Here is a 20,695-nt window from a genome sequence, read left to right on the forward strand (position 1 = left end):
GCATGGCGGGCGGCGGTACGGACACCCCGGGGGCCGCGGCCCGGGAACTGGCGGTGCGTCTGGAGGCGCTGCGCACCGCGTCGGGGCGCAGCTACGGGGCCCTGGCCCGCCGGGCGGGGATCGGGGCGGCGACACTGCACCGCTACTGCGCCGGCCGCACGGTCCCGCAGGAGTTCGCCCCGGTGGAGCGGATCGCCCGGCTCTGCGGCTGCGGGCGCGAGGAGGCGGCCGAGCTGTACCGGCTGTGGGTGCTCGCGGACGCGGACCGCCGGGCGGCGGTCCGGGCCGGCGGCGCGCCGGCGGGCGCGGGGCCCTCCCCCGCGCAGCCGCCTCCGGAGGCGCGGGAGCGGGCGGGCGGCCCGCCGCCCGGCGGCGAGCCGACTGAGGCCCCGGCAGCGGGCCGTTCCGGACAGCAGGCCGCGGGGGCGGCGGAACCGGTGCCTCTGCGGGAGCCGGTGGACGGCGCCGCGGCAACCGGTCCGGTCGCGGCCGCACCGGCCGACGGCGCCCCCGGCCCCGCCGGGCGTCCGCGACGGGGCGGGCCCGGCCGAGCGGGGCCGCGCCGGAAGGCCCCGCGCCCGCGGACCGCCGTGCTGGTGCTGTCGTGCGCGGTGGCCGCGGCGCTGGCCCTCGCGATCGGCCTGCGCCCGTCCGCGGGCGGGGCACCCGGGCCGGGTGTCCCGGACCGGGCCGCCGCGGGGGCCGGACCGGACCCCGCGGGGTCCGCCGGTCCGCCGCCCCTGACCTGGACCGTCGACGACGACCTCTGGGAGTCGGGCTGCGGGCACACCTACCTCCTCGACCGCGCCCCGGCCGAGGTGCCGGCGCCGCCCGTGCAGGCGGACGCGGGCGCCTGGGCCGCGAGGCTCGGCGCGGTGGACGGCGGCAGCACCCGGGTGGGTGTCACGGTGCAGGGCACCGGCCCGGCGACGGTGGTGCTGGAGGCGGTGCAGGTACGCGTCGTCGAGCGTCGGGAGCCCCGGGGCCTGAGGGCCTACCGCATGGACTCCGGCTGCGGCGGGGCGCTCACGCCCCGGCTGTTCGACGTCGACCTGGACCGCCCCCGGCCGCTGGCCCGACCGCTGCCCGGCAACGACTCCGGACGGTTGCTGCCCGCCGCGGACCTGCCCTACACGGTGTCGCGGGCGGAGCCCGAGACGCTGCTCTTCGAGGGGCGTAGCGTCGGCTGTGACTGCGACTGGTACCTGGAGGTGCGCTGGAGCAGCGGCGGCCGCTCCGGCACGGTGCGGATCGACGACGGCGGGCGGCCCTTCCGCACGAGCACGCCCGCCGGAGGCACCGCATACGCGTACGACTACGCGCTCGGGTCCTGGCGGCCCGCCCCCACCGCGGACTCCTGAGGCCCTCGCCCCGACGGCGGGGCGGCCCGCCGGGCACCCGGCGAGCAGTTTGCGGAAGCGGCAATTTCCTTTGCCGGAATCCGTCCGGTGACCGCAGGATCGCCGTGAACGGACGGAGGTAGGACATGACCACACGGACGGAAGCGGCCGGGGCCCCCGCCGCAGGGCCGGTCGAGCGCGTGGAGGTGCTCGTCGTCGGCGGCGGGGCCGCGGGGCTCTCAGGGGCCCTGGTCCTCGCACGGGCCCGCCGGTCGGTGCTCGTGGTGGACGCGGGGGAACCCCGCAACGCACCCGCCGGGCACGTGCGGGGGTTCCTCACCCGCGACGGCGTTTCGCCCGGCGAGCTGCTGGCGGCGGCACGGGCGGAGGTGGCGGGCTACGGGGTGCGGCTGCGCACCGCGGAGGCGCTCGGCGCCGAGCGGCGGCCCGGCGGGGGCTTCCGCGTCGCGCTGGCGGACGGCACCGCCGTGGAGGCGGAGCGGCTGCTCGTCGCAACCGGCCTCACCGACGAACTGCCCCCGGTGCCCGGCCTCGCCGCGCGCTGGGGCCGCGACGTGCTGCACTGCCCCTACTGCCACGGCTGGGAGGTCCGCGGGGCGCGGCTGGGCGTGCTGTCCGGCGGCCCCCACGCGGTGCAGCAGGCCCTCCTGTGGCGGCAGTGGTCCGCCGCGGTGACGCTCTTCCTGCACGAGGGCCCCGAGCCGGGCGAGGAGGAGTACGAGCAGCTGGCCGCCCGCTCGATCGCCGTCGTGGACGGTGCGGTGACCGGACTGGTGACCGGCGAGGACGGCCTGACGGGCGTGCGCCTGGCGAGCGGCCGCGTGATCCCCTGCGGCGCCCTGGCGGTGAGCCCCCGGATGTCGGCCCGCACGGGCTTCCTGCGGGGCCTGGGCCTGCGCGGCACCGACCTGGCGGTGAACGGCCAGGTCGTCGGCAGCCGGATCGCCGCGGACGCCTCGGGTGCCACCGGGGTACCCGGCGTCTGGGTGGCCGGCAACGCCGCCGAGCCGACGGCGCAGGTCCTCGCCGCCGCGGCGGCGGGCGCCAGGGCCGCCATGGCGGTCAACGCCGACCTCGTCGCCGAGGACACCCGGCGGGCCGTGGCGGCCCGCCGCACGCCCTTCTCCCCCGAGGCCGAGAGCGCCGTGTGCGAGGCGGTCCTCGGGGAGCGGCGGCACGGTCTGTGAGCACGGGGCGCGGACCGGCGCCCCGCCGCGTGCTCCCGGGCCCCGCGCCCGGCACGCACTCCGGTCCGTCACACCCGACGCCGTCCCGGCCCTCCCCCGGCGGGCCCGGCGGCACCGAATCCGGCAAGGAGCACGGTCCATGACGTACGGCCGCACCGTCGATCCCGACGAGACCGCCGAGGAGCACTGGGACAACCGCTACCGCGAGAGCGAGCGGATGTGGAGCGGGGAGCCGAACGCGGCCCTGGTGGCGGAGGCGGCCGGCATGACGCCCGGCCGCGCCCTGGACATCGGCTGCGGCGAGGGCGCGGACGCGATCTGGCTCGCCCGCCGCGGCTGGCGGGTGACCGCCGTGGACGTCTCCGGCGTCGCCCTGGAGCGGGCGGCCCGGCACGCCCGCGAGGCGGGCGCCGGGACCCGCGTCGACTGGCAGCGCCACGACCTCGCCGTGTCCTTCCCGAGCGGCGAGTGGGACCTGGTCTCGGCGCACTACCTCCACGCGCCGGGCGAGCTGCCGCGCGACGCCGTCCTGCGCCGGGCTGCCGCGGCCGTCGCACCGGACGGCGTGCTCCTGGTCGTGGGACACGCCGACGCGGGCGCCCGGGAGGAGGCCCACCACCACGGGACGCCCTTTCCCACACCGGAGGCGGTACTGGAGCAGTTGCGCCTGGAACCGGGAGGCTGGGCGGTGGAGCGCGCGGCCGAGTTCGAGCGCGCCCGGACCGGCCGGGAGGGGCGGCCCGGGCTGCGCAGGGACAACATCCTGCGGGTCCGGCGGCTCCCCGGCTGACGCCCGCCCCTCGCCTGCCCGTGCCGGGGACGCAGGGGTGGGCCCGTGCCCCGGACACGGGGAGGCGGGCCCGCCCCGTCCGGTCGCCTTCGGCCGCCGCCCGACCGATGATGAGCATGTGGCACCGCGTACCGTCCCGTCCCCCCGGGCACGCGGATCGTACGGAGCGTGCCGACGGCTCCCCGGCACCCGCCCGGGCCCGCTCCCCGGCGGGAGGGTCCGCTGCGGCAGGTCGATCCGATCGCGGGAAGGACAAGGGCCATGGCCGACGAGACCGCACGGGACGACCAGGGGCGGGGCGACGACGTGTACCAGCCCGGGAACTCCGACGTGCAGAACCGTCCGAGCGGTGACCTCGACCTGGAGAACGTCCTCGGCGAGCGCAGCCTGGACGACATGATGGCAGAGGGCTACTCCCCGCTCGACCGCCCGCTGGTGGTGGGGCGCCACGGGACCACCGGCGCGGAGCTGCGCCTGGGCGAGACCCTCGACCAGCGCCTCGCGCAGGAGCTGCCGGACGCCGCGGCCCCGGACGGCGACGGGATCGGCGACCTGGCGGACGGGGACGGGGAGTTGCTGGACGGCAACTCGGGACGCGACCGCGCGGGGCGGCTGGCGGCCGTGGACGACATCGCGCCGCGCCGCCGCAACGACACCGTCGCCCGCGACGTCGGCATCGACGGCGGAGCGGCCTCGGCGGAGGAGGCCGCCATGCACGTCGTCGACGACACCGACGAGGCGGCGGCCGAGGCGGAGGAGGCGGTCGCACCGCGGGCCGCCGCCGAGGGCGCGACCGGCCGCGCCTGAGCGCCCGGCGCCCCGGGGTGCTCTGCACGCCCCGCCGAGGGCGCGGCGGGAAGCAGTTGCGCGAATCGGCGGTGCACACGGGCTGCCCTTGGCATGCTGGGTGATCCGCGTGCCCGGGCCCGCCGACCGGTGGGGCCGTGCCGTTCGCCCACCGTGTGCGGGAGGTGTACAAAGAGCCTATGGCCGGACGCTACGGCCGCCCGCGCTCGGTTCTGCGCATGCGAACTGTCGCCGGCCAGGTCTTCCTCCTGCAGGTGGCGATCGTGGTGCTCCTGGTCGCCACGGCCATCACGGCCCTGGTGCTGCAGTCGCAGGCCGACAGCGAGAGGGAGGCGCTGAACCGCTCGGTGTCCGTCGCCGAGACCTTCGCCAACTCCCCCGGGATGAAGGCCGCGCTGCGCAGCCCCGATCCCACGGCCCTGCTCCAGCCGAAGGCCGAGGCCGCCCGGGAGCGTTCGGACGTGGACTTCATCGTCGTCTTCGCCACGGACGGCACGCGCTACACCCACCCGCTGCCCGACCGGATCGGCAGGAAGTTCGTCGGCGACTTCGACGCGGCGCTGGCCGGGGAGGTGGTCACGGAGAAGCTCACCGGCACGATCGGCCCCCTGGTCCAGGCCGTGGTGCCGGTGCCCGGTGCCGACGGCTCGGTCATCGCCCTGGTGTCGGCGGGCGTGACGCTGGACAAGGTCAGCGGGGTCGCCGAGGAGCAGTTCCCGCTGCTGTTCGGCGTCGCGGGCGGCGTGCTGCTGCTCGCCACGGGCGGGACGGCGCTGGTCACCCGCCGGCTGCGGCGCCAGACGCACGGCCTGGGCCCCGAGGAGATGACCCGGATGTACGAGCACCACGACGCGGTGCTCCACGCGGTCCGCGAGGGGGTGCTCATCGTCGGCGGGGACGGCAGGATCCTGCTCGCCAACGACGAGGCGCGCCGGCTGCTGGACCTGCCCGCGGACGTGGACGGGCGGCCGGTGCGCGAACTCGGCCTGGGCCCCGGGACGGCGGCGCTGCTGGCCTCGGGCCGGGACGCCAGCGACGTGGTGGTGCCCGTGGGCGAGCGGCTGCTCGCCGTCAACCAGCGCACCACCGACCAGGCGGGCGGACCGCCCGGCACGGTGGCCACGCTGCGGGACACCACCGAGCTGCGGGCCCTCAGCGGGCGGGCCGACAGCGCCCGGGGGCGCCTGGCGCTGCTCTACGACGCGGGCACCGAGATCGGCACCACCCTGGACGTGGTGCGCACCTGCGAGGAGCTGGCGGCCTTCGGCGCCTCCCGGCTGGCCGACTACGCCTCGGTGGACCTCGTCGAGGCGGTGCTGCGGGGCGAGGAGCCCACCGCGACGGGCGCGGACGTCGACATGCGCCGGGTGGCCTTCGGCGGTGACGAGGGCACCGCGCTGTACCCGGTGGGCCACTCCATCCGGTTCGTCCCCACGACCCGGATGGGGGCCGGGCTCGCCCAGGGCGAGGCGGTGCTGGAGGCGGACCTGACCTCCCTCTCCGGCTGGCAGCGCCAGGACGAGGACCGCGCCCGGCAGCTGGTGGAGGCCGGGATGCACTCGATGATCGCGGTGCCGCTGCGGGCCCGCGGCGTGGTCCTCGGGGTCGCGATGTTCTGGCGGGCGGGCTCCGCCGAGCCCTTCGAGGCCGAGGACCTGTCGCTGGCGGAGGAGCTGGTCGCGAGGGCGGCCGTGAGCGTGGACAACGCCCGCCGCTACTCGCGGGAGCACACGATGGCGGTGACCCTCCAGCAGAGCCTGCTGCCCCGGGTGCTGCCCGAGCAGAGCGCGGTGGACGTCGCCTACCGCTACCGGCCCGCCCAGGCCGGGCTCGGCGGGCTCGGCGGGGTGGGCGGCGACTGGTTCGACATCATCCCGCTGCCGGAGGCCCGGGTGGCCCTGGTCGTCGGGGACGTGGTGGGGCACGGGCTGCACGCCGCGGCGACCATGGGGCGGCTGCGGACAGCGGTGCACAACTTCTCCAGCCTCGACCTGCCGCCGGACGAGCTGCTGTGGCACCTCGACGAGCTCGTCGCGCGCATCGACCAGGACGAGGCCGACGAGGCGGGCGAGGCGGGGGTCACGGGCGCCACCTGCGTCTACGCCATCTACGACCCGGTCGCGGGGCGGTGCAGCATCGCCCGCGCCGGGCACCTCCAGCCCGCGGTGGTGACGCCCGACGGCACCGCCCGGTTCGCGGACGTGCCCGGCGGCCCGCCGCTCGGGCTCGGCGGCATGCCCTTCGAGACCCTGGAGCTGGAGCTGGAGGAGGGCAGCCGGCTGGTGCTGTACACCGACGGGCTGGTCGAGGACCGCGAGCGGGAGATCGACGAGGGGCTGGAGCTGCTGCGCCGCACCCTGGAGCGGTACGCGGGCGGCACGCCGGAGGAGACCTGCGCGGAGGTGCTGGGCGCGATGGTCCCCCAGCGGCCCCGCGACGACGTCGCGCTGCTCGTCGGCCGGACCCGGATCCTCGCTGCGGACCGCACGGCGTGGTGGGACGTGCCCGCGGACCCGGCGGCCGTGCGGGGGATCCGGGCCGCCGTGACCGAGCGGCTCGGCGTCTGGGGCCTGGGGGAGCTGGTGTTCTCCACGGAGCTGATCCTGAGCGAGCTGGTGACGAACGCGATCCGCTACGGCGAGGGCCCGATCGGCGTGCGCCTGATCCGCGACCGCTCGCTGATCTGCGAGGTGACCGACCGCAGCAGCACCTCCCCGCATCTGCGGCAGGCGGCGGGCACCGACGAGGGCGGGCGCGGGCTGTTCCTGGTGGCGCAGTTCGCCGAGCGGTGGGGCACCCGGTACACGGGGGGCGGCAAGGTGATCTGGGCGGAGCTGCCGTACGGCTCCGGCGAGGAGCCCGAGATCGACCTCGGCCTCGACCTGGACGGGCTGTGACCTGATCCCGGGCGGACGGCGCCCCGCCCGCGCCGCGGACGGCTCCCGACCGGGGCGGCGTGCTCACCGGTGGACAAGAACCGCGGCCGGGTTGCTGCGCGGCCGACAAGAAGGCCGGGCCGCCGCCGCGGTCGCCCGAGTCCGCCGGACCGGCCCTTGCCCGGGGGGTTACCCGTCCGTAACGTCATCGTCGCCGCGCAGGCCCACGGGCCCCGCGGCCCCCGGCGGTGCCCCGCCGCCGGGGGCCGCGGGGCCGGCCCACGCGGCCGGGGCGCTCCGGCCCGCCGGGCCGCGCCCGCACCCGCTCCCCCGCACCGCGCCACCAGCCGCCCGTGCGCGTCCTCGCGCACGCCCGCCACCTGGAGCCACGATGAAGCGTTCCCCGAGCACCCCGCCCGCCCGCAAGCGCCGCGGACCACTGCGCGCCGCCGTCGCCCTCGCCGCCGGCCTCGGCCTGTTCGCGGCCGGGACCGGCCCGGCCGCCGCCGTGCCCGTCAGGCTGGACTACCCGCTCTCGGGCACCACCGTCCTCAAGGGCACCGGCTCCGAGCTGGCCCTGGGCCCCGGTGCGCTGAAGGTGACGGCGGACCTGAGGGCGGGCACCCTCACCGCGGACACCCACCTGCCGCCCGCCCCGGGGCGGTTCGAGCTGATCGGGATCGTCCCGGTGAGTGTGACCACGGAGTTCGTCGAGACCGAGCCCACGAGGGGCACCATCGACCTGCGGACGGGGGAACTCAGGACGCGGACCCTGCTGACCCTGCGCCTGAAGGACCTCAAGGTGGCGGGCATCCCCACCCCCGTGGGGAGCAACTGCCGCACCCGGGTCCCGGCGGAGCTGGCCCTGACCTCCGAGCCGGGGTTCAACGCGCTCAGGGGCGGGGTGCTCTCGGGCACGTACACGATCCCCCGCTTCGAGCACTGCCTGCTGGCGACCCCGCTGATCAACCTGGTGATCCCCGGTGAGGGCAACACGGTGCGGCTGACGCTGGGGCAGCCGGCCCCGCCGTCCTCCTGAGCCCTCGCGGGAGGAGGGCCGTACGGGGTGGGGCGCCCCCCCGGGCGGCACCGCCGCGGGCGGGCCCCGCGGGGCCCCGGCCCGCCCCGGGCGGCGCCTACGCCGCCGCGCGAGGGCCGGTGACGTAGTAGACGTTGAGCGGGTCGCCCTCGACGGAGCGGATGTCCACCGGGCCGAATCCCGCCTCGTCGAGCATCCTCAGCGCCGTCTGGCGGCCCCACATGGTGCCCAGGCCCGCACCTCCCGTGCCCAGGGAGGTGGTCATGCAGTAGAACACCGAGAAGCCGAAGAGCGCGGGGCCGAAGGGGTGGCCGATGTTCTCCTCCAGGTTGCTGGAGGCGTCCATGTCGCCCATCAGGAAGGTGCCGCCCTCGCGGAGCGACCGGGCCACCAGTGCCAGCGTGGGGGCGGGTTCGGCCAGGTCGTGGATCACGTCGAAGGCGGTGACCAGGTCGTAGCTTCCGGTGAACCCGGCGGAGTCGGCCACGGTGTAGCCGACGTTGCGCACACCGCGGCGCTCCGCCTCGGCGCGTGCGCGCGCCACTCCCTCCTCGGACCGGTCGATGCCGTGGAAGGTGCTCTCGGGGAACGCCTCGGCCAGGACCAGCGGCGCCCGGCCGTGTCCGGTGCCGACGTCGAGCGCGGAGACCCCGGCGCGCAGGCGCTCGGTGAGACCCGGCACCAGCGGGACGATCGTGTCCACCAGGGCCTCGTCGTAGACGCGTGCCGTCTCCGCGGCCTGGAGCGCCTGGAAGCGCGGGTAGCGCGAGTAGGGGACGCCCCCGCCCTCGCGGAAGCAGCGGACCACGTCCTGCTCGACCTCGCCGAGGAGGGCGATGTAGGGCATCAGCGCGGCGAGGTTGTCGGTGCCCGCCGCCTCCACCAGGGAGGCCGCGTGCTCGGGCGGCAGCGTGTAGTGCCCGCTGTCCGCGTCGTACTCGACGAAGCCGCCGACCACCATGCCGCCCAGCCACTCGCGCACATAGCGCTCGTCGAGTCCGGCGGCCCCGGCGATGTCCTCGCTGGAGGCCGGCGGCAGCGCCGCCATGGTGTCGAACAGGCGCGTCTGGTGGCCGACGCTGACAAGGAGGGCGAGCAGCCCCTTGTTCAGCACCTCCACCACCTCGCCCGCGAACTCCTCCTGCCGGGCCGGGTCCACGGGGGCCTGCTGCTCTCGGGTACTCGTCATGGCCGCTCCTTTCCACCGGGCGGGACAGCGCGCCGGCGGGACCGGCCCGCTTGCTGCCACCCTACGCCCGCGGGCGCCGCCGGGCCCGGCGCGTCAGGAGGCCCCACCCCCGTCGGCGGGCGCCGGGGAGAGGTCGAAGCGGAGTTCGGGGCGGTCCCAGGGCACCGAGGACGGGACGGCCCGCACGGTCCCGGTCCGCCGGGCCCCGACGCTGGTGTAGAAGCCTTCGGCCGGGGGGTGGGAGACCACGCGCACATGGTCCAGCCCCGCCGCTCTGGCGCGCTCGGCCATGTGGCCGGCGAGCAGCCTGCCGACGCCGAGGCCCTGGGCCGCGTCCGAGACGAACATCAGGTCGAGTTCCGGCGGGGAGAGGACGAGGGCGTAGAAGCCCAGCACCCGGCCGGCCGCGTCCTGCGCGAGGAAGACCTCGTGGGTCTCGACGTACTGCCGGCCCACGGTGTAGCCGGCCACCATGGCCGCGTAGCGGCCCCGGTAGGCGCGGGAGCTCCGCACGAGGGAGGTGAGCCGCCGGGTGTCCGCGGCCGTGGCCCGCCGGACACCGCAGCCCGGTGCGCCGCCCGTCTCGGGGCGGGCGGGCGGAGCGGCGGGGACCGGGACGGCGTTCATCGTACGAGTATGACCGGCATGCGCCGGCGCGCCGGCGCCGCCCCCGGGCATGCCGGTCAGGCGGCCCGCCAGTAGCCGAGCGCGCTGACCCGGTCCTTGGGGAAGGCCAGTTCCTTGCGGACGTAGGAGTTCAGCGCGCGGGTGGTGGAGGTGTCGCAGGCGATCCACACGTAGGAGTGGGCGGTCGTCCGGGCCAGCCCGGGCAGCGCCGCGCGCACCTGCTCGACGAGGTGGGCACCGGCCTCCCGCCGCGGGACGCGCCGCACCTCGTGGCGCTGCGGGTCGGTGCGCAGCGGCAGGTCGGCGTCCGAGTCGTGGGCGGTCTCGAACCACACGGTGGCCGGGGTGCCGGGGTGCGCTTCCAGCAGGGAGTTGATGGCGGGCAGGGAGGCCGCGTCGCCGACGACGAACAGGTGCGAGGGCGCGGGGTCGGGCGCGGCGAAGCCGGTGCCCTGGAGGGTCGCCTCGACGCTGTCGCCGGGGACCGCCTTGCGCGCCCAGTCGCTGGCGCATCCGTCGTGCAGCGCGAACTCCAGACTGAAGGTGCCCTGCTGCGGATCGGGGTCGACCAGGGTGTAGGCGCGCTGGTGCGGCCTGCCCGCGTTGTCGAACCAGACGCGGACCCACATGGTGGGGTGGACTCCGCTCCGCGCCAGCATCCCGCCGTCGGTGAAGTGGACGCGCCGGAAGTGGTCGGTGACGTCCTCGGCGCCGGTGACCGTGAACGTGAAGTCCTTGCCGCGCATCAGTTTGAGGACGACGCCCTCCCAGCCGTGACCCACTGCCGCTCCCCTCCCTCCGACCGGAACGCTCGTGGCCGGAATTGTGTCTCGTAGCCCTCTGGATTAAGTTAGGCCAGCCTAACCTAAAACTTTCGGGGAGAAGAGTGAACAGAGCGATCTTCCGGGATTCCTGGGGCGTTCCGCACCTGCGGGCCGGGGATCCGCGGCAACTCGCCCACGCGCAGGGGCACAACGCCGCCGTCGACCGCGCGTGGCAGCTGGAGGTCGAGCGCCACCGGGCGCGCGGGTCCTCCGCCTCCTTCCTCGGGGCCGAGGCCGTGGCCTGGGACCGCTTCGCGCGGACCGCCCGTATCGAGGACACCGCCCGGCGCTGCCACGCCGCCCTGGACGGCGACACCGCGCAGTGGGTGGGGGCCTACGTCGACGGCGTCAACGAGGGCCTCGCCGAGGCTGCCCGGCGGGACGGGTCCTTCGCCCGGACGCGCCTCGCCCCCGGGCTCTGGGAGCCCTGGACCCCGATCGCCGTCTGGCTGTCCACGCACATCCTCTTCGCGGGCTTCCCCGCCAAGTTCTGGCGCGAGGCAGTGGCCCGGCGGCTGGGCGAGGACGCCGTCGGGCTCTTCGCCACCGAGGGCCCCGGCACCTCCGGCAGCAACGGCTGGCTGGTGGCCGGCGGGCGGACCGCCTCGGGGGCGCCCCTCATCGCGGGCGACCCCCACCGCTTCATCGAGGCCCCCGGGGTGTACCAGCAGATCCGCCTCAGCTGCCCGGAGTTCGACGTGATCGGCCTCGCGGTGCCCGGAGTCCCGGGGATCGCGCACTTCGGCCACACCGGCCGGGTGGCCTGGGCCATCACCAACGCGATGGCCGACTACCAGGACCTGTACCGGGAGCGGCTGCGGCGCCGGGGCGGCCTGGTCGAGGCCCTCGGCCCCGACGGGTGGCGCCCCGCCTCCGTGCACACCGAGACCGTCGAGGTCGCCGGTGGTGACCCGGTGGAGGTCGAGGTCGTCGAGACGGACCGCGGGCCGCTGGTGGCCGGCGGGGCGGACTCCGGGGAGGGCGTCAGCCTGAGGTGCCCCGCCCGGGTGGCCTCGGACGTCGGCTTCGCGGCGCTGCCCCGGCTGCTCCGGGCACGGAGCGTCGAGGACGTCGACCGCGCGGTCGACGACTGGGTCGAGCCCGTCAACGTGCTGCTCGCCGCGGACACCTCCGGCGGCCTGCTGCACCGCGTGGCGGGACGGGTCCCGCGCCGCGACCCCCGCAACCGGCTGCGCATCGTCCCCGCCTGGGAGCCCCGGTACTCCTGGGAGGGCACCTGGGAGCCGATGCCGCGGGCCGGGGTCGGCGAGGTGGCCGTGATGGCCAACGAGCGGGGCCTGGCCGGGCCGCTCGGCGTCGAGTTCGCCCCCCGCCACCGGGCGGAGCGCATCCGCACCCTGCTCGGCGCCTCGTCCGCGTGGACCGCCGGGGACATGGCGGCCGTGCACACCGACACCCGTGTCGGCTCGGCCGCGGCCCTGCTGGACGTCCTCGCCGGGCTCGGGGGGCTCGGCCCGGCGGCCGAGGGCCTGCGCGACCGGCTCCTCGCCTGGGACCGGCGGATGGACGCCGAGAGCGCGGACGCCGCGCTCTACGCGGCGGTGCGCTCCGCCGTGGTGCGGCGGCTGGCCGCCGCTCCGGTCCTCGACGGCCTCGGGGCCACCGACGGGGTGCCCGAGGTGTTCCACCCCTGGCTGGCCCTGCTGCCCCGGGTGGCCTTCGCGCTGGAGCGGCTGCTCGCCCCGGGGGCGCCGGCAGGGCTCGACGGGCCCGCGGCGGTGCGCGGGGCACTGGAGGAGGTGGCGGCGCGAGAGGGCGCCGAAGGGGTCTGGGGGGACACCCACCGGCTCGCCCCGTGGGCGGCCCTGCCCGAGGAGCCCGAAGGGGGCTGGCCCTCCGTGGCGGGCGACTTCGACTGCGTGCTGTCCACCTCCAGCCTGCCCGGGATCACGGACCTCAGTGCCCGCGGCCCGGCCGCCCGCTACGTGTGGGACCTCGGCCGCCGCGAAGACAGCCTGTGGGTCGTACCGCTCGGCGCCTCCGGCGTGCCCGGCGACCCGCACCGGCGCGACCAGCTGCCCCTGTGGCTGACCGGCGGTCTCATCCCCGCCGGGAAGGACCCCGCCCCCGACCAGACGTCTGAGGACGACGGCCCCGAGGAGAAGAACGATGACTGAGAACATGGCCACAGCCGACGCCGCACGTGCGGCCGCCTACGAGCGGGCCGTCCCCGGATTCGGCACCGTCAGCGTCGTCCCCCTGGACCCCGCGGGGGACGCGGAACTCGTCCACGGATGGGTCACCGAGGAGAGGGCCCGCTTCTGGGGGATGCTCGACCACACGGTGGAGCAGGTGCGGGAGGTCTACGCCTACGTCGAATCCCTGACGACCCATCACGCCTACCTGGTGCGGCGGGACGGCGTCCCCGTGTGTCTGCTCCAGACCTACGCCCCCGCCGCCGACCCGGTGGGCGAGTGCTACGACGTGGAGCCGGGAGACTGCGGACTGCACCTGCTACTCGGTCCGGCCGGGGAAGGGCATACGCAGCCGGGGTTCACCGCCGCCGTCCTGCTCGTCGTGTTCGGTTTCTGCTTCCAGGACGAACGCCACCGGCGCCTGGTGGCGGAGCCCGACGCCCGCAACCGCAAGGCGGTGGACCGGCTGCTGCGCGCCGGTTTCACCCTCGGCCCGGTGGTCGACAAGCCCGAGAAGCGGGCCCAGCTCGCCTTCCTGCCGCGCGCGGCGTACGAGCAGATGTTCTGACGCACGAACAGGCACGCACCCCGGACAGCGGCACTCCTCCCTCCCCCGACAGCCGGTTCGCCCGGAGGAGGGGGGCGGCCGCACGGGCGGACGGGACGAGGCCGAGCCTCTGGCATATGCCTCAAGCACCACCGGATCGAGTGTCGCCAAACGGCACACGGCACTTCGCCGCCTGTGCGACAGTCATAGCCGGTCCCTGTTCCAGTCCTGGCCGTGGCCGCGCCTGTATCGGAGTACGAGATGCCGTCCCATCTGTCCGCGGACCGTCCCGCCCCACCGCCCGAGCCGGGCGGCGTCGACGCCCTCATCTCGAGCACGCGCAGGCTGCGCGGGGACGTGGAGGCGGTGCGGCAGGGCGCCGAGGCGGCGGACGACGACGCCCGCAGCCGCTGGCGGCGTGCGCTGTACGACCTGGCGGTCCATCATCTCGACGACCTCGGCAGCCATCTCGACCAGCTGCGGGAGGACCGCCCGGCCGACGCACCGCTGCCCCGGGAGCCCGCCGAGGACCCCCTGGCGCCCCACGCGGCGGACCGTGCGGCACGCCCCGGCTCGCTGCTGAGCCGGGTGGGCAGCGCCGAGTGGAACCTGCTCACCGACGAGGTCAGCTGGTCCGGGGAGCTGTTCGGCATCCTGGGCCGGTCCCCCTCGGAGGGGCCGATGTCCCTCGACGAGCTCCCCTCCCTGGTCGTCGCCGAGGACCAGCCAATGCTCACCGCCATGGTGACGGACTGCCTGGTCGACGGCCGCCCGATCGACGGGGAGTTCCGCGCGGTCCTCGCCGACGGCCGGGTGCGCACCCTGCACATGACCGGCGAGCCGGTCCTGGACGCCGACGGGTCGACCGCCGCCATGTGGGCCGTCCTGCGCGACGTCAGCGAACTGCGGCGCAGCCAGCGGGCGGTCGCCGAGAGCCGGGACACCCTGCGCCGCCGCCAGCACGCCGAACGCACCGAGCGCCGCCTCGCGGTCGAGATGCAGGAGGCGGTGCTCCCGCCGTGGCGGGGCCCCCTGAGCTTCCCCGAGGAGGGTCCCGCCCGCGTGGACGTCGCGGCGCACTACCTGCCCGCCGCGGACGGCGGCCTCATCGGCGGCACCTGGTACGACGCACTCCAGCTCCCGGACGGGTCCTTACACCTGAGCACCGGGGACCTGGCCGGGCACGGGGCCGCCGCGACCTCCTCGATGGCGATGCTGCTGGGAGCGCTGCGGGGCATGGCCGTCGCCGGTCTCCGGCCCGGGCCGCTCCTGGGCCACCTCGACACCCTGCTGGGCGCCGCCACCCAGCCCGCCCTCGGCAGCGCCCTGTGCTGCCGCTACGAACCCGGCCCCCGCAGACTGTCCTGGGCCCGGGCGGGCCACCCCGCTCCCCTGCTCTTCCGCGGCGGGGCCTGCCGCCCCCTCACGGCCGAGGACGGCGTCCTGCTGGGTGCCACGGGCAGCGCGGCGTACCAGGAGGCCGGGACCGTGCTGGAGCCCGGCGACGTCCTGGTCCTGCACACCGAGGGCCTCTTCCCCGACACGGCGGAAGGCGGCCGCGGAGGGGCGCGGCGGCTCGCGGCCTCCGCGGCCGAGGTCACCACGGCCCGCGACGCGCAGGAGTGCGTCCGGCTCGTGGTGGAGACCGCCGGACGGGGGGAGCACGAGGGCGACGCCTGCGTCCTCGTCGCCCGGGTCACGGCCTAGCGCGGCCGCCCGGACCGCGCCCGACGGACCCGGCACGGGTGCGCCGGCGCACGGTGTGCACGGCGCCGCGCCCGGGGGCGGAGCACGCCGCACCGCGGTCGCCTCCTCCGGTTCCCCGGTGGGCACGGGCGGAGGGCAGGTCTCCTCGGCGCCCCGGGCCCGCAGCGGTTTCAGGCCTCCGCCGCCCCGGTCCGCGGGCCGGGGACGCCCGGCAGCGCGGACTGGATCTCCTCCCGCAGGTCCTCGATCTTCGCGTAGCCCGCGTACTGGCCGGTGAGCCGGTACATCTCGCGCAACCGGTCCCAGGTGCGGTGCGAGGACGTCTCCCCCATCGACACCAGTGCCAGCCGGGCGTAGCGGTCGGCCTGCTCCGGGTCGTCGGCGATGAAGCAGGCCGAGGCGAGCGAGATGTAGTCGAAGATCTTGGACCGCTGCCGACCGCCCTCCCGCAACTGCAACGCCTGCCTGGCGTGGCTCTGGGCGATGCCCGCGACCGAGGGGTCGTGCTCGGCGAGGGTCCGGTAGGCGAGGGCCTGCATGCCGTGCATGTCCGCCTCGTCGAACATCTGCATCCAGCTCGGGGGCGGCACGTCGCCCCGGTCCGAGACGAAGAGGTCCTCCGCCTCGCCCAGGGTGCGGCGCATGGCCTGGCCCTGGCCCATCGACGCCTGGGCCCACGCCTCGATGGTGTGCAGCATGGCCTGCGTGCGGGGCAGGATCTCCTCCCCCGAACCGGACTTGGCGAGCTTCATCAGGTCCAGGGCGTCGTCGGGCCGCCCGAGGTGGACCATCTGCCGGGCGGCGCGGGAGAGCGCCTCCCCGGCCCGCGGGCGGTCCCCGCCCTCGCGGGCCGCATGGGCGGCGATCACGAAGTACTTCTGCGCCGTGGGCTCCAGGCCCACGTCGTGCGACATCCACCCGGCGAGCACGGCCAGGTTCGCCGCCACTCCCCACAGCCGGCGCTGGAGGTGGTCGGGGTGGCGGTAGGCGAGCATGCCGCCCACCTCGTTCAGCTGGCCGACCACCGCCTTGCGCTGGAGGCCGCCGCCGCGGGCGGCGTCCCAGGCGCGGAACACCTCCACGGAGCGCTCCAGCGCCTCGATCTCCTGGGAGCCGATGGGCGCGGCCTCGTAGCGGTCGTAGCCGACGGGGTCGGCCTGGTGCGGATCGGGTGCGCGGGCGGGGCCCCGGGGGGCGGGGGGGGTGGTGAGCCAGTCGTGCATGGCGCTGCTGAGTACGGAGCCCGCGGCGAGTGCCGCGCCCGCTCCCACCAGGCCGCGTCGGTTGAGCATGAGGTCCATTCCCGTGAATTCGGTGAGGACCGCCGCCGTACGGTCGGGCGCCCACGGCAGGCCGTCGGGGTTCTGCGTCCCCGGCGACTCCCGCCGTCTGCCTGCTCGCCCGCTCCGTGCGAACCCGAGGTCCTCGATGGTCACGACACGACCGAGCCGCTCGGTGAACAGGGCAGCCAGCACCTTCGGCACGGGATCACGGGGGGACTCCCCCATGTCGATCCACCGCCGCACCCGCGAGGTGTCGGTGGCCAGCTGGGGGTGGCCCATGGCCGCCGCCTGCCGGTTCACCAGTCTCGCGAGTTCGCCCTTGGACCATCCGGTCAGACCGAACAGGTCGCTCAGGCGGGTATTGGGTTCCCTGCTCACGTCAAGCCCCCAGGTTCTCGGCTGAGTTGACAGTAACGGCCAGTCATGGGCCCCGCGACTATTCGCCAGGGTTCGCCAGGGTGCGCCAGATGGTGTGCCACCCGCGACGGGGTGTCAGGTAGGAATGCGCCACCCCGCCCCGTCCGCCGGGGCACATTCCCCAGGGTGCTGCTTCTGGCATATGGGGGCGGGGCGCGCACGCTACCTGTCGGCGCACGAAGGGATCTGTATCGCCCATGTACACAGCATCGTCCTCCGTGACCGCCCCGCCCCGGATCCGTCAGCGCACCGGCGCCCCGATCGGCTCCGGCCCCTTCCTCGACCGCTCCCAGGCCGGACGGCCGCGCAGGCCCGAGGCCGCTGCGGCGGGCCGGTCCGTCAGCGGGCGGCTGGACCTCTCCGGCCCGCAGGGGGCGCAGCTGCGCAAGGCCGTCGCCTCCGTCCACCGCATCTGCCCGGAGTTCCAGCCCGTGCAGGTCCTGCGCCGCAGCGGGCGCTCGGTCCTGATCGTGGGCACGACCGGGCGGACGACCGCGGTCGCCAAGTGCTTACTGGACGACTCGCCGGCCTGGGCCGAGCGGCTGAGGCACGAAATAGCGTCATACCGGGCGTTCGTGCGGCACCGGCCTCCGGTCCGGGCGCCGCGTCTGATCGCCGCGGACCCGGAGAACTGCACCCTCGTCGTGGAGCGGATGCCCGGACGCCCCGCCGCGCTGACCCGCCACCCGGTCGAGGCCCCGCCGCGCGCCGACGTGCGCGCCGCGCTGGGAGCGATCGTCCGGCTCAACTCCTGGCGGCCGCCCGCCGGGATGTTCGACGCCCCCCTCGACTACGGCTCGCGGATCACGCGGTACCACGAGCTCGGCCTGTTCACCGACCGTGACCTCGGGGACCTGCAGAAGCTCCTCCACGGCCTGGCCCAGGCCGGAGGACGCCAGGGCATGGGGCAGTTCTGCCACGGGGACGCGCTGCTCTCCAACATGCTGCTCGCCCCGACCGGGCCGGTGCTGGTGGACTGGGAGCACGCCGGCTGGTACCTGCCCGGCTACGACCTGGCGACGCTGTGGGCGATCCTGGGCGACGCGCCCATGGCACGGCGCACGATCAGCCAGCTGGCGCACCGCCAGGGCCCGGCCGCCCGGGACGCCTTCCTGGTGAACCTGATGCTGGTGCTCACCCGGGAGATCCGGACGTACGAGACGGCGGTGCAGCGGACCATCCGCGAGGCCCCGCCGGTGACGACGGGCCGCCCGGCCACGGCCGGTCCCACCGCGGGCGAGGAGCAGCGGCTGCTGCTGCGCCGGCTGCACGACGACTGCGCCCTGGCCCGCCAGGCCGTGCGTGCGGCGGTGGGCACCCGCTGACACGCCGGCGGGCGGCGCCGTGCTCCCCGTGCCGACACACCGGGGGCACGGCGCTTCGCCGTGCCCGGACGGGCCGGGCCGGGCCGTACGGCGGCGGGCCCCACGGCCCGGGGCGCCGGGTTCCGCCGCCGGTCGGGACGTTCGACACCTCCCCCCGCCGGGTGACGCGGGACGGGCCTCCCCCACCGGGCACGGGCCCCTGCACGGCCACCCAGACCGCCGTTCATATGACTATGAGTCCTGATGCGTGCACCGTCGGGGGGACGGGTAGGGCTCGGCCCACCACCAGGGCCCGCGCCGTCGTGCGCGGCCGTCGTCGAAAGGCGCTCAACTCCCATGGCACAGCCCTTCGTCCTGCCGGACTTCTACGTCCCCCATCCGGCACGCCTGAATCCGCACGTCGAGGAGGCCCGGCGGCACACGACCGGCTGGGCGCGGCGGATGGGCATGCTGGAGGGCTCGGGCATCTGGGAGGAGAGCGACCTCCAGGCGCACGACTACGCACTGCTGTGCGCGTACACCCACCCGGACTGCGACGCGGAGGCCCTCAGCCTCGTCACCGACTGGTACGTGTGGGTCTTCTTCTTCGACGACCACTTCCTGGAGGTGTTCAAGCGCAGCCAGGACCGGGCGGGCGGCAAGGCGTACCTGGACCGGCTGCCGGCCTTCATGCCGCTGGACGACGACGCCGGGGTGCCGGAGCCGCGGAACCCGGTGGAGGCGGGGCTCGGGGACCTCTGGGCCCGGACGGTGCCGAGCATGTCCTCCGCGTGGCGGGCCCGGTTCGCGGAGGCGACGGAGCACCTGCTCAACGAGTCGTTGTGGGAGCTGTCCAACATCAACGAGGGCCGGATCGCCAATCCGGTGGAGTACGTGGAGATGCGGCGGAAGGTCGGCGGCGCACCCTGGTCCGCGGGGCTGGTGGAGTACGCGGCGCGGGCGGAGGTGCCGGCCTCGGTCGCCGCCTCGCGCCCGCTGCGGGTCCTGCGCGACACCTTCTCCGACGGGGTGCACCTGCGCAACGACCTGTTCTCCTACCAGCGGGAGGTCGAGGACGAGGGGGAGAACAGCAACGGCGTCCTGGTCCTGGAGACCTTCCTGGGGTGCACGACTCAGGAGGCGGCCGAGGCCGTGAACGACCTGCTGACCTCGCGCGTGCAGCAGTTCGAGACCACGGCGCTGACGGAGGTGCCCGCCCTCTGCGCGGAGCGGGGCCTGTCCCCCGCCGAGTGCGCGGCGGTCGCGGCCTACGCCAAGGGCCTCCAGGACTGGCAGTCCGGCGGCCACGAGTGGCACATGCGTTCCGGCCGCTACATGAACGAGGGCCTCGGCACCGGCCCGGCGCCGCTGCCCGGCGTGCTCGGCACCTCCGCCCTGGACATCCGCAACCTCCTCGGCCGGCCCGCCGCGGCGCGGCTGCGCTCCCACACCCACCTCCCGCGTCCGGTGGGCCCCTCGCAGCTGCCGGAGTTCCGGCTGCCGTTCCCGCTGTCGCTCAGCCCCCACCTGGAGCGGGCGCGGGCCGCCTCGATCGCCTGGGCCGGGCGCATGGGGCTGCTCGCGGACATCTGGGACGAGAACAAGCTCAGGGGCTTCGACTTCGCGCTGTGCTCGGCCGGGCTCGACCCGGACGCGACGCCGGAGGAGCTGGAGCTGAGCGCCGAGTGGCTGACGTGGGGCACCTACGGCGACGACTACTACCCGGTCGTCTACGGCAGGAGCCGGGACCTGCCGGGGGCCAAGGCCGCCACCGAGCGGATGAAGCAGTGCATGACACTGGAGGACCCGGAGGCGGGCGCGGCGCTGGCCGTGTCGCCGCTGGAGCGCAGCCTGGCGGACCTGTGGGCACGGACCGCCGGGCCGATGCCGCCCCCGGCCAGGTCCGCCTTCCGCCGCGCGGTCGCGGTGATGCTCGACAGCTGGGTCTGGGAGCTGCACAACCAGGCCCTCCACCGGGTCCCCGACCCGGTGGACTACATCGAGATGCGCCGCTGCACCTTCGGCTCCGAGCTGACGATGTTCCTGGCGAGGCTGCGCCACGAGGGGGAGCTTCCGGCCCGGCTGTTCGCGAGCGGGCCGATGCAGAGCCTCGAACACGCGGCCATGGACTACGCCTGCCTGCTGAACGACCTGTTCTCCTACCGGAAGGAGATCGAGTACGAGGGCGAGATCCACAACGCGGTCCTCGTCGTGGGGACCTTCTTCGACTGCGACCACCCGACGGCCGCCGCGATGACCGCGGACCTGATGGACGCCCGCCTGCACGAGTTCCTGCATGTGAAGGAGCACGAACTGCCCGTGCTGTGCGAGGACTTCGGCCTGGACGGAGCCGCCCGGTCGGCGCTCGGCGCCTATGTGAGGGAGCTGGAGGACTGGCTGGCGGGAATCCTGAACTGGCACCGCAGGGCGCGGCGCTACCGCGATGAGGACCTCGGGGCCGGGGCCGCGCCCTGGCGGCCGGGCGGGCCGACGGGGCTGGGCACCTCGGCGGTCCGGGCCCTGCTGCCCGAGCGGGGCGCGGGGGTGCGGGTGTAGCCGTGCGGACGGCGCCCGGGGTCCC

Annotated in this window: 15 protein-coding genes; 11 read left to right on the forward strand and 4 right to left on the reverse strand. The window is 75.9% G+C overall.

The annotated features are described in order from the left end of the window. Window positions 1-2: 2 nt before the first annotated feature. The 6 genes from NPS70_RS09330 to NPS70_RS09355 all read left to right on the forward strand — a co-directional run bounded on the left by NPS70_RS09330 (window position 3) and on the right by NPS70_RS09355 (window position 8,060). Entirely contained in the window at window positions 3-1,361 is a 1,359-nt protein-coding gene (locus NPS70_RS09330) for a helix-turn-helix transcriptional regulator (RefSeq protein WP_256523618.1), read from the forward strand. A gap of 125 nt (window positions 1,362-1,486) precedes the next feature. Beyond that, entirely contained in the window at window positions 1,487-2,548 is a 1,062-nt protein-coding gene (locus NPS70_RS09335; protein WP_256523619.1) for an NAD(P)/FAD-dependent oxidoreductase, read from the forward strand. 139 nt (window positions 2,549-2,687) lie between these two features. After that, window positions 2,688-3,338, forward strand: coding sequence for a bifunctional 2-polyprenyl-6-hydroxyphenol methylase/3-demethylubiquinol 3-O-methyltransferase UbiG (locus NPS70_RS09340; RefSeq protein WP_256523620.1), 651 nt, complete (start codon window positions 2,688-2,690; stop codon window positions 3,336-3,338). Between the two features lie 261 nt (window positions 3,339-3,599). Continuing rightward, the gene (locus NPS70_RS09345; protein WP_256523621.1) at window positions 3,600-4,145 is read left to right on the forward strand and encodes a DUF5709 domain-containing protein; all 546 of its coding nucleotides are present in this window, start codon (window positions 3,600-3,602) and stop codon (window positions 4,143-4,145) included. Window positions 4,146-4,324: 179 nt separating this feature from the next. Further along, the gene (locus NPS70_RS09350; protein WP_256523622.1) at window positions 4,325-7,042 is read left to right on the forward strand and encodes a SpoIIE family protein phosphatase/ATP-binding protein; all 2,718 of its coding nucleotides are present in this window, start codon (window positions 4,325-4,327) and stop codon (window positions 7,040-7,042) included. Window positions 7,043-7,412: 370 nt separating this feature from the next. After that, window positions 7,413-8,060, forward strand: a complete 648-nt coding sequence (locus NPS70_RS09355; RefSeq protein WP_256523623.1) for a hypothetical protein — start codon at window positions 7,413-7,415, stop codon at window positions 8,058-8,060. 97 nt (window positions 8,061-8,157) lie between these two features. Here the strand turns inward: NPS70_RS09355 and NPS70_RS09360 are convergent, their stop codons facing one another. The 3 genes from NPS70_RS09360 to NPS70_RS09370 all read right to left on the reverse strand — a co-directional run bounded on the left by NPS70_RS09360 (window position 8,158) and on the right by NPS70_RS09370 (window position 10,658). After that, window positions 8,158-9,249: a methyltransferase domain-containing protein gene (locus tag NPS70_RS09360; protein ID WP_256523624.1), complete on the reverse strand. Its 1,092-nt coding sequence runs from the start codon at window positions 9,247-9,249 to the stop codon at window positions 8,158-8,160. 93 nt (window positions 9,250-9,342) lie between these two features. Beyond that, a complete protein-coding gene (locus NPS70_RS09365) occupies window positions 9,343-9,876 on the reverse strand; it encodes a GNAT family N-acetyltransferase (protein WP_256523625.1) in 534 nt (177 codons plus the stop codon). 56 nt (window positions 9,877-9,932) lie between these two features. After that, window positions 9,933-10,658: a siderophore-interacting protein gene (locus NPS70_RS09370; RefSeq protein WP_256523626.1), complete on the reverse strand. Its 726-nt coding sequence runs from the start codon at window positions 10,656-10,658 to the stop codon at window positions 9,933-9,935. A gap of 104 nt (window positions 10,659-10,762) precedes the next feature. Here NPS70_RS09370 and NPS70_RS09375 point away from each other — a divergent pair, with 104 nt between their 5' ends. The 3 genes from NPS70_RS09375 to NPS70_RS09385 all read left to right on the forward strand — a co-directional run bounded on the left by NPS70_RS09375 (window position 10,763) and on the right by NPS70_RS09385 (window position 15,110). Next, window positions 10,763-12,838, forward strand: a complete 2,076-nt coding sequence (locus NPS70_RS09375; protein WP_256523627.1) for a penicillin acylase family protein — start codon at window positions 10,763-10,765, stop codon at window positions 12,836-12,838. Beyond that, window positions 12,831-13,424 carry a GNAT family N-acetyltransferase gene (locus NPS70_RS09380; protein ID WP_256523628.1) on the forward strand — a complete coding sequence of 198 codons (594 nt, stop codon included), beginning with the start codon at window positions 12,831-12,833 and terminating at the stop codon, window positions 13,422-13,424. The genes NPS70_RS09375 and NPS70_RS09380 overlap by 8 nt, the downstream gene beginning before the upstream one ends. Window positions 13,425-13,664: 240 nt before the next feature. After that, window positions 13,665-15,110, forward strand: a complete 1,446-nt coding sequence (locus tag NPS70_RS09385; RefSeq protein WP_256523715.1) for a PP2C family protein-serine/threonine phosphatase — start codon at window positions 13,665-13,667, stop codon at window positions 15,108-15,110. 170 nt (window positions 15,111-15,280) lie between these two features. Here NPS70_RS09385 and NPS70_RS09390 read toward each other — a convergent pair whose 3' ends face one another. Further along, complete coding sequence (locus NPS70_RS09390) at window positions 15,281-16,771, reverse strand: hypothetical protein (RefSeq protein WP_256523629.1); 1,491 nt, start codon at window positions 16,769-16,771, stop codon at window positions 15,281-15,283. Window positions 16,772-17,007: 236 nt separating this feature from the next. Here NPS70_RS09390 and NPS70_RS09395 point away from each other — a divergent pair, with 236 nt between their 5' ends. Both NPS70_RS09395 and NPS70_RS09400 read left to right on the forward strand, forming a co-directional pair. After that, the gene (locus tag NPS70_RS09395; protein ID WP_256523630.1) at window positions 17,008-18,135 is read left to right on the forward strand and encodes an aminoglycoside phosphotransferase family protein; all 1,128 of its coding nucleotides are present in this window, start codon (window positions 17,008-17,010) and stop codon (window positions 18,133-18,135) included. Window positions 18,136-18,471: 336 nt separating this feature from the next. Further along, complete coding sequence (locus tag NPS70_RS09400; RefSeq protein WP_256523631.1) at window positions 18,472-20,670, forward strand: terpene synthase family protein; 2,199 nt, start codon at window positions 18,472-18,474, stop codon at window positions 20,668-20,670. Window positions 20,671-20,695: the final 25 nt, after the last annotated feature.

The organism is Streptomyces sp. C10-9-1 (assembly GCF_024497955.1).
Lineage (GTDB): Bacteria > Actinomycetota > Actinomycetes > Streptomycetales > Streptomycetaceae > Streptomyces > Streptomyces sanyensis.

Bases quoted from the DNA above. Each gene is read 5' to 3' on its own strand.
- NPS70_RS09330 (WP_256523618.1), top strand. From the start codon at position 3: ATGGCGGGCGGCGGTACGGACACCCCGGGGGCCGCGGCCCGGGAACTG.
- NPS70_RS09335 (WP_256523619.1), top strand. From the start codon at position 1,487: ATGACCACACGGACGGAAGCGGCCGGGGCCCCCGCCGCAGGGCCGGTC.
- NPS70_RS09340 (WP_256523620.1), top strand. From the start codon at position 2,688: ATGACGTACGGCCGCACCGTCGATCCCGACGAGACCGCCGAGGAGCAC.
- NPS70_RS09345 (WP_256523621.1), top strand. From the start codon at position 3,600: ATGGCCGACGAGACCGCACGGGACGACCAGGGGCGGGGCGACGACGTG.
- NPS70_RS09350 (WP_256523622.1), top strand. From the start codon at position 4,325: ATGGCCGGACGCTACGGCCGCCCGCGCTCGGTTCTGCGCATGCGAACT.
- NPS70_RS09355 (WP_256523623.1), top strand. From the start codon at position 7,413: ATGAAGCGTTCCCCGAGCACCCCGCCCGCCCGCAAGCGCCGCGGACCA.
- NPS70_RS09360 (WP_256523624.1), bottom strand. From the start codon at position 9,249: ATGACGAGTACCCGAGAGCAGCAGGCCCCCGTGGACCCGGCCCGGCAG.
- NPS70_RS09365 (WP_256523625.1), bottom strand. From the start codon at position 9,876: ATGAACGCCGTCCCGGTCCCCGCCGCTCCGCCCGCCCGCCCCGAGACG.
- NPS70_RS09380 (WP_256523628.1), top strand. From the start codon at position 12,831: ATGACTGAGAACATGGCCACAGCCGACGCCGCACGTGCGGCCGCCTAC.
- NPS70_RS09385 (WP_256523715.1), top strand. From the start codon at position 13,665: ATGCCGTCCCATCTGTCCGCGGACCGTCCCGCCCCACCGCCCGAGCCG.
- NPS70_RS09395 (WP_256523630.1), top strand. From the start codon at position 17,008: ATGTACACAGCATCGTCCTCCGTGACCGCCCCGCCCCGGATCCGTCAG.
- NPS70_RS09400 (WP_256523631.1), top strand. From the start codon at position 18,472: ATGGCACAGCCCTTCGTCCTGCCGGACTTCTACGTCCCCCATCCGGCA.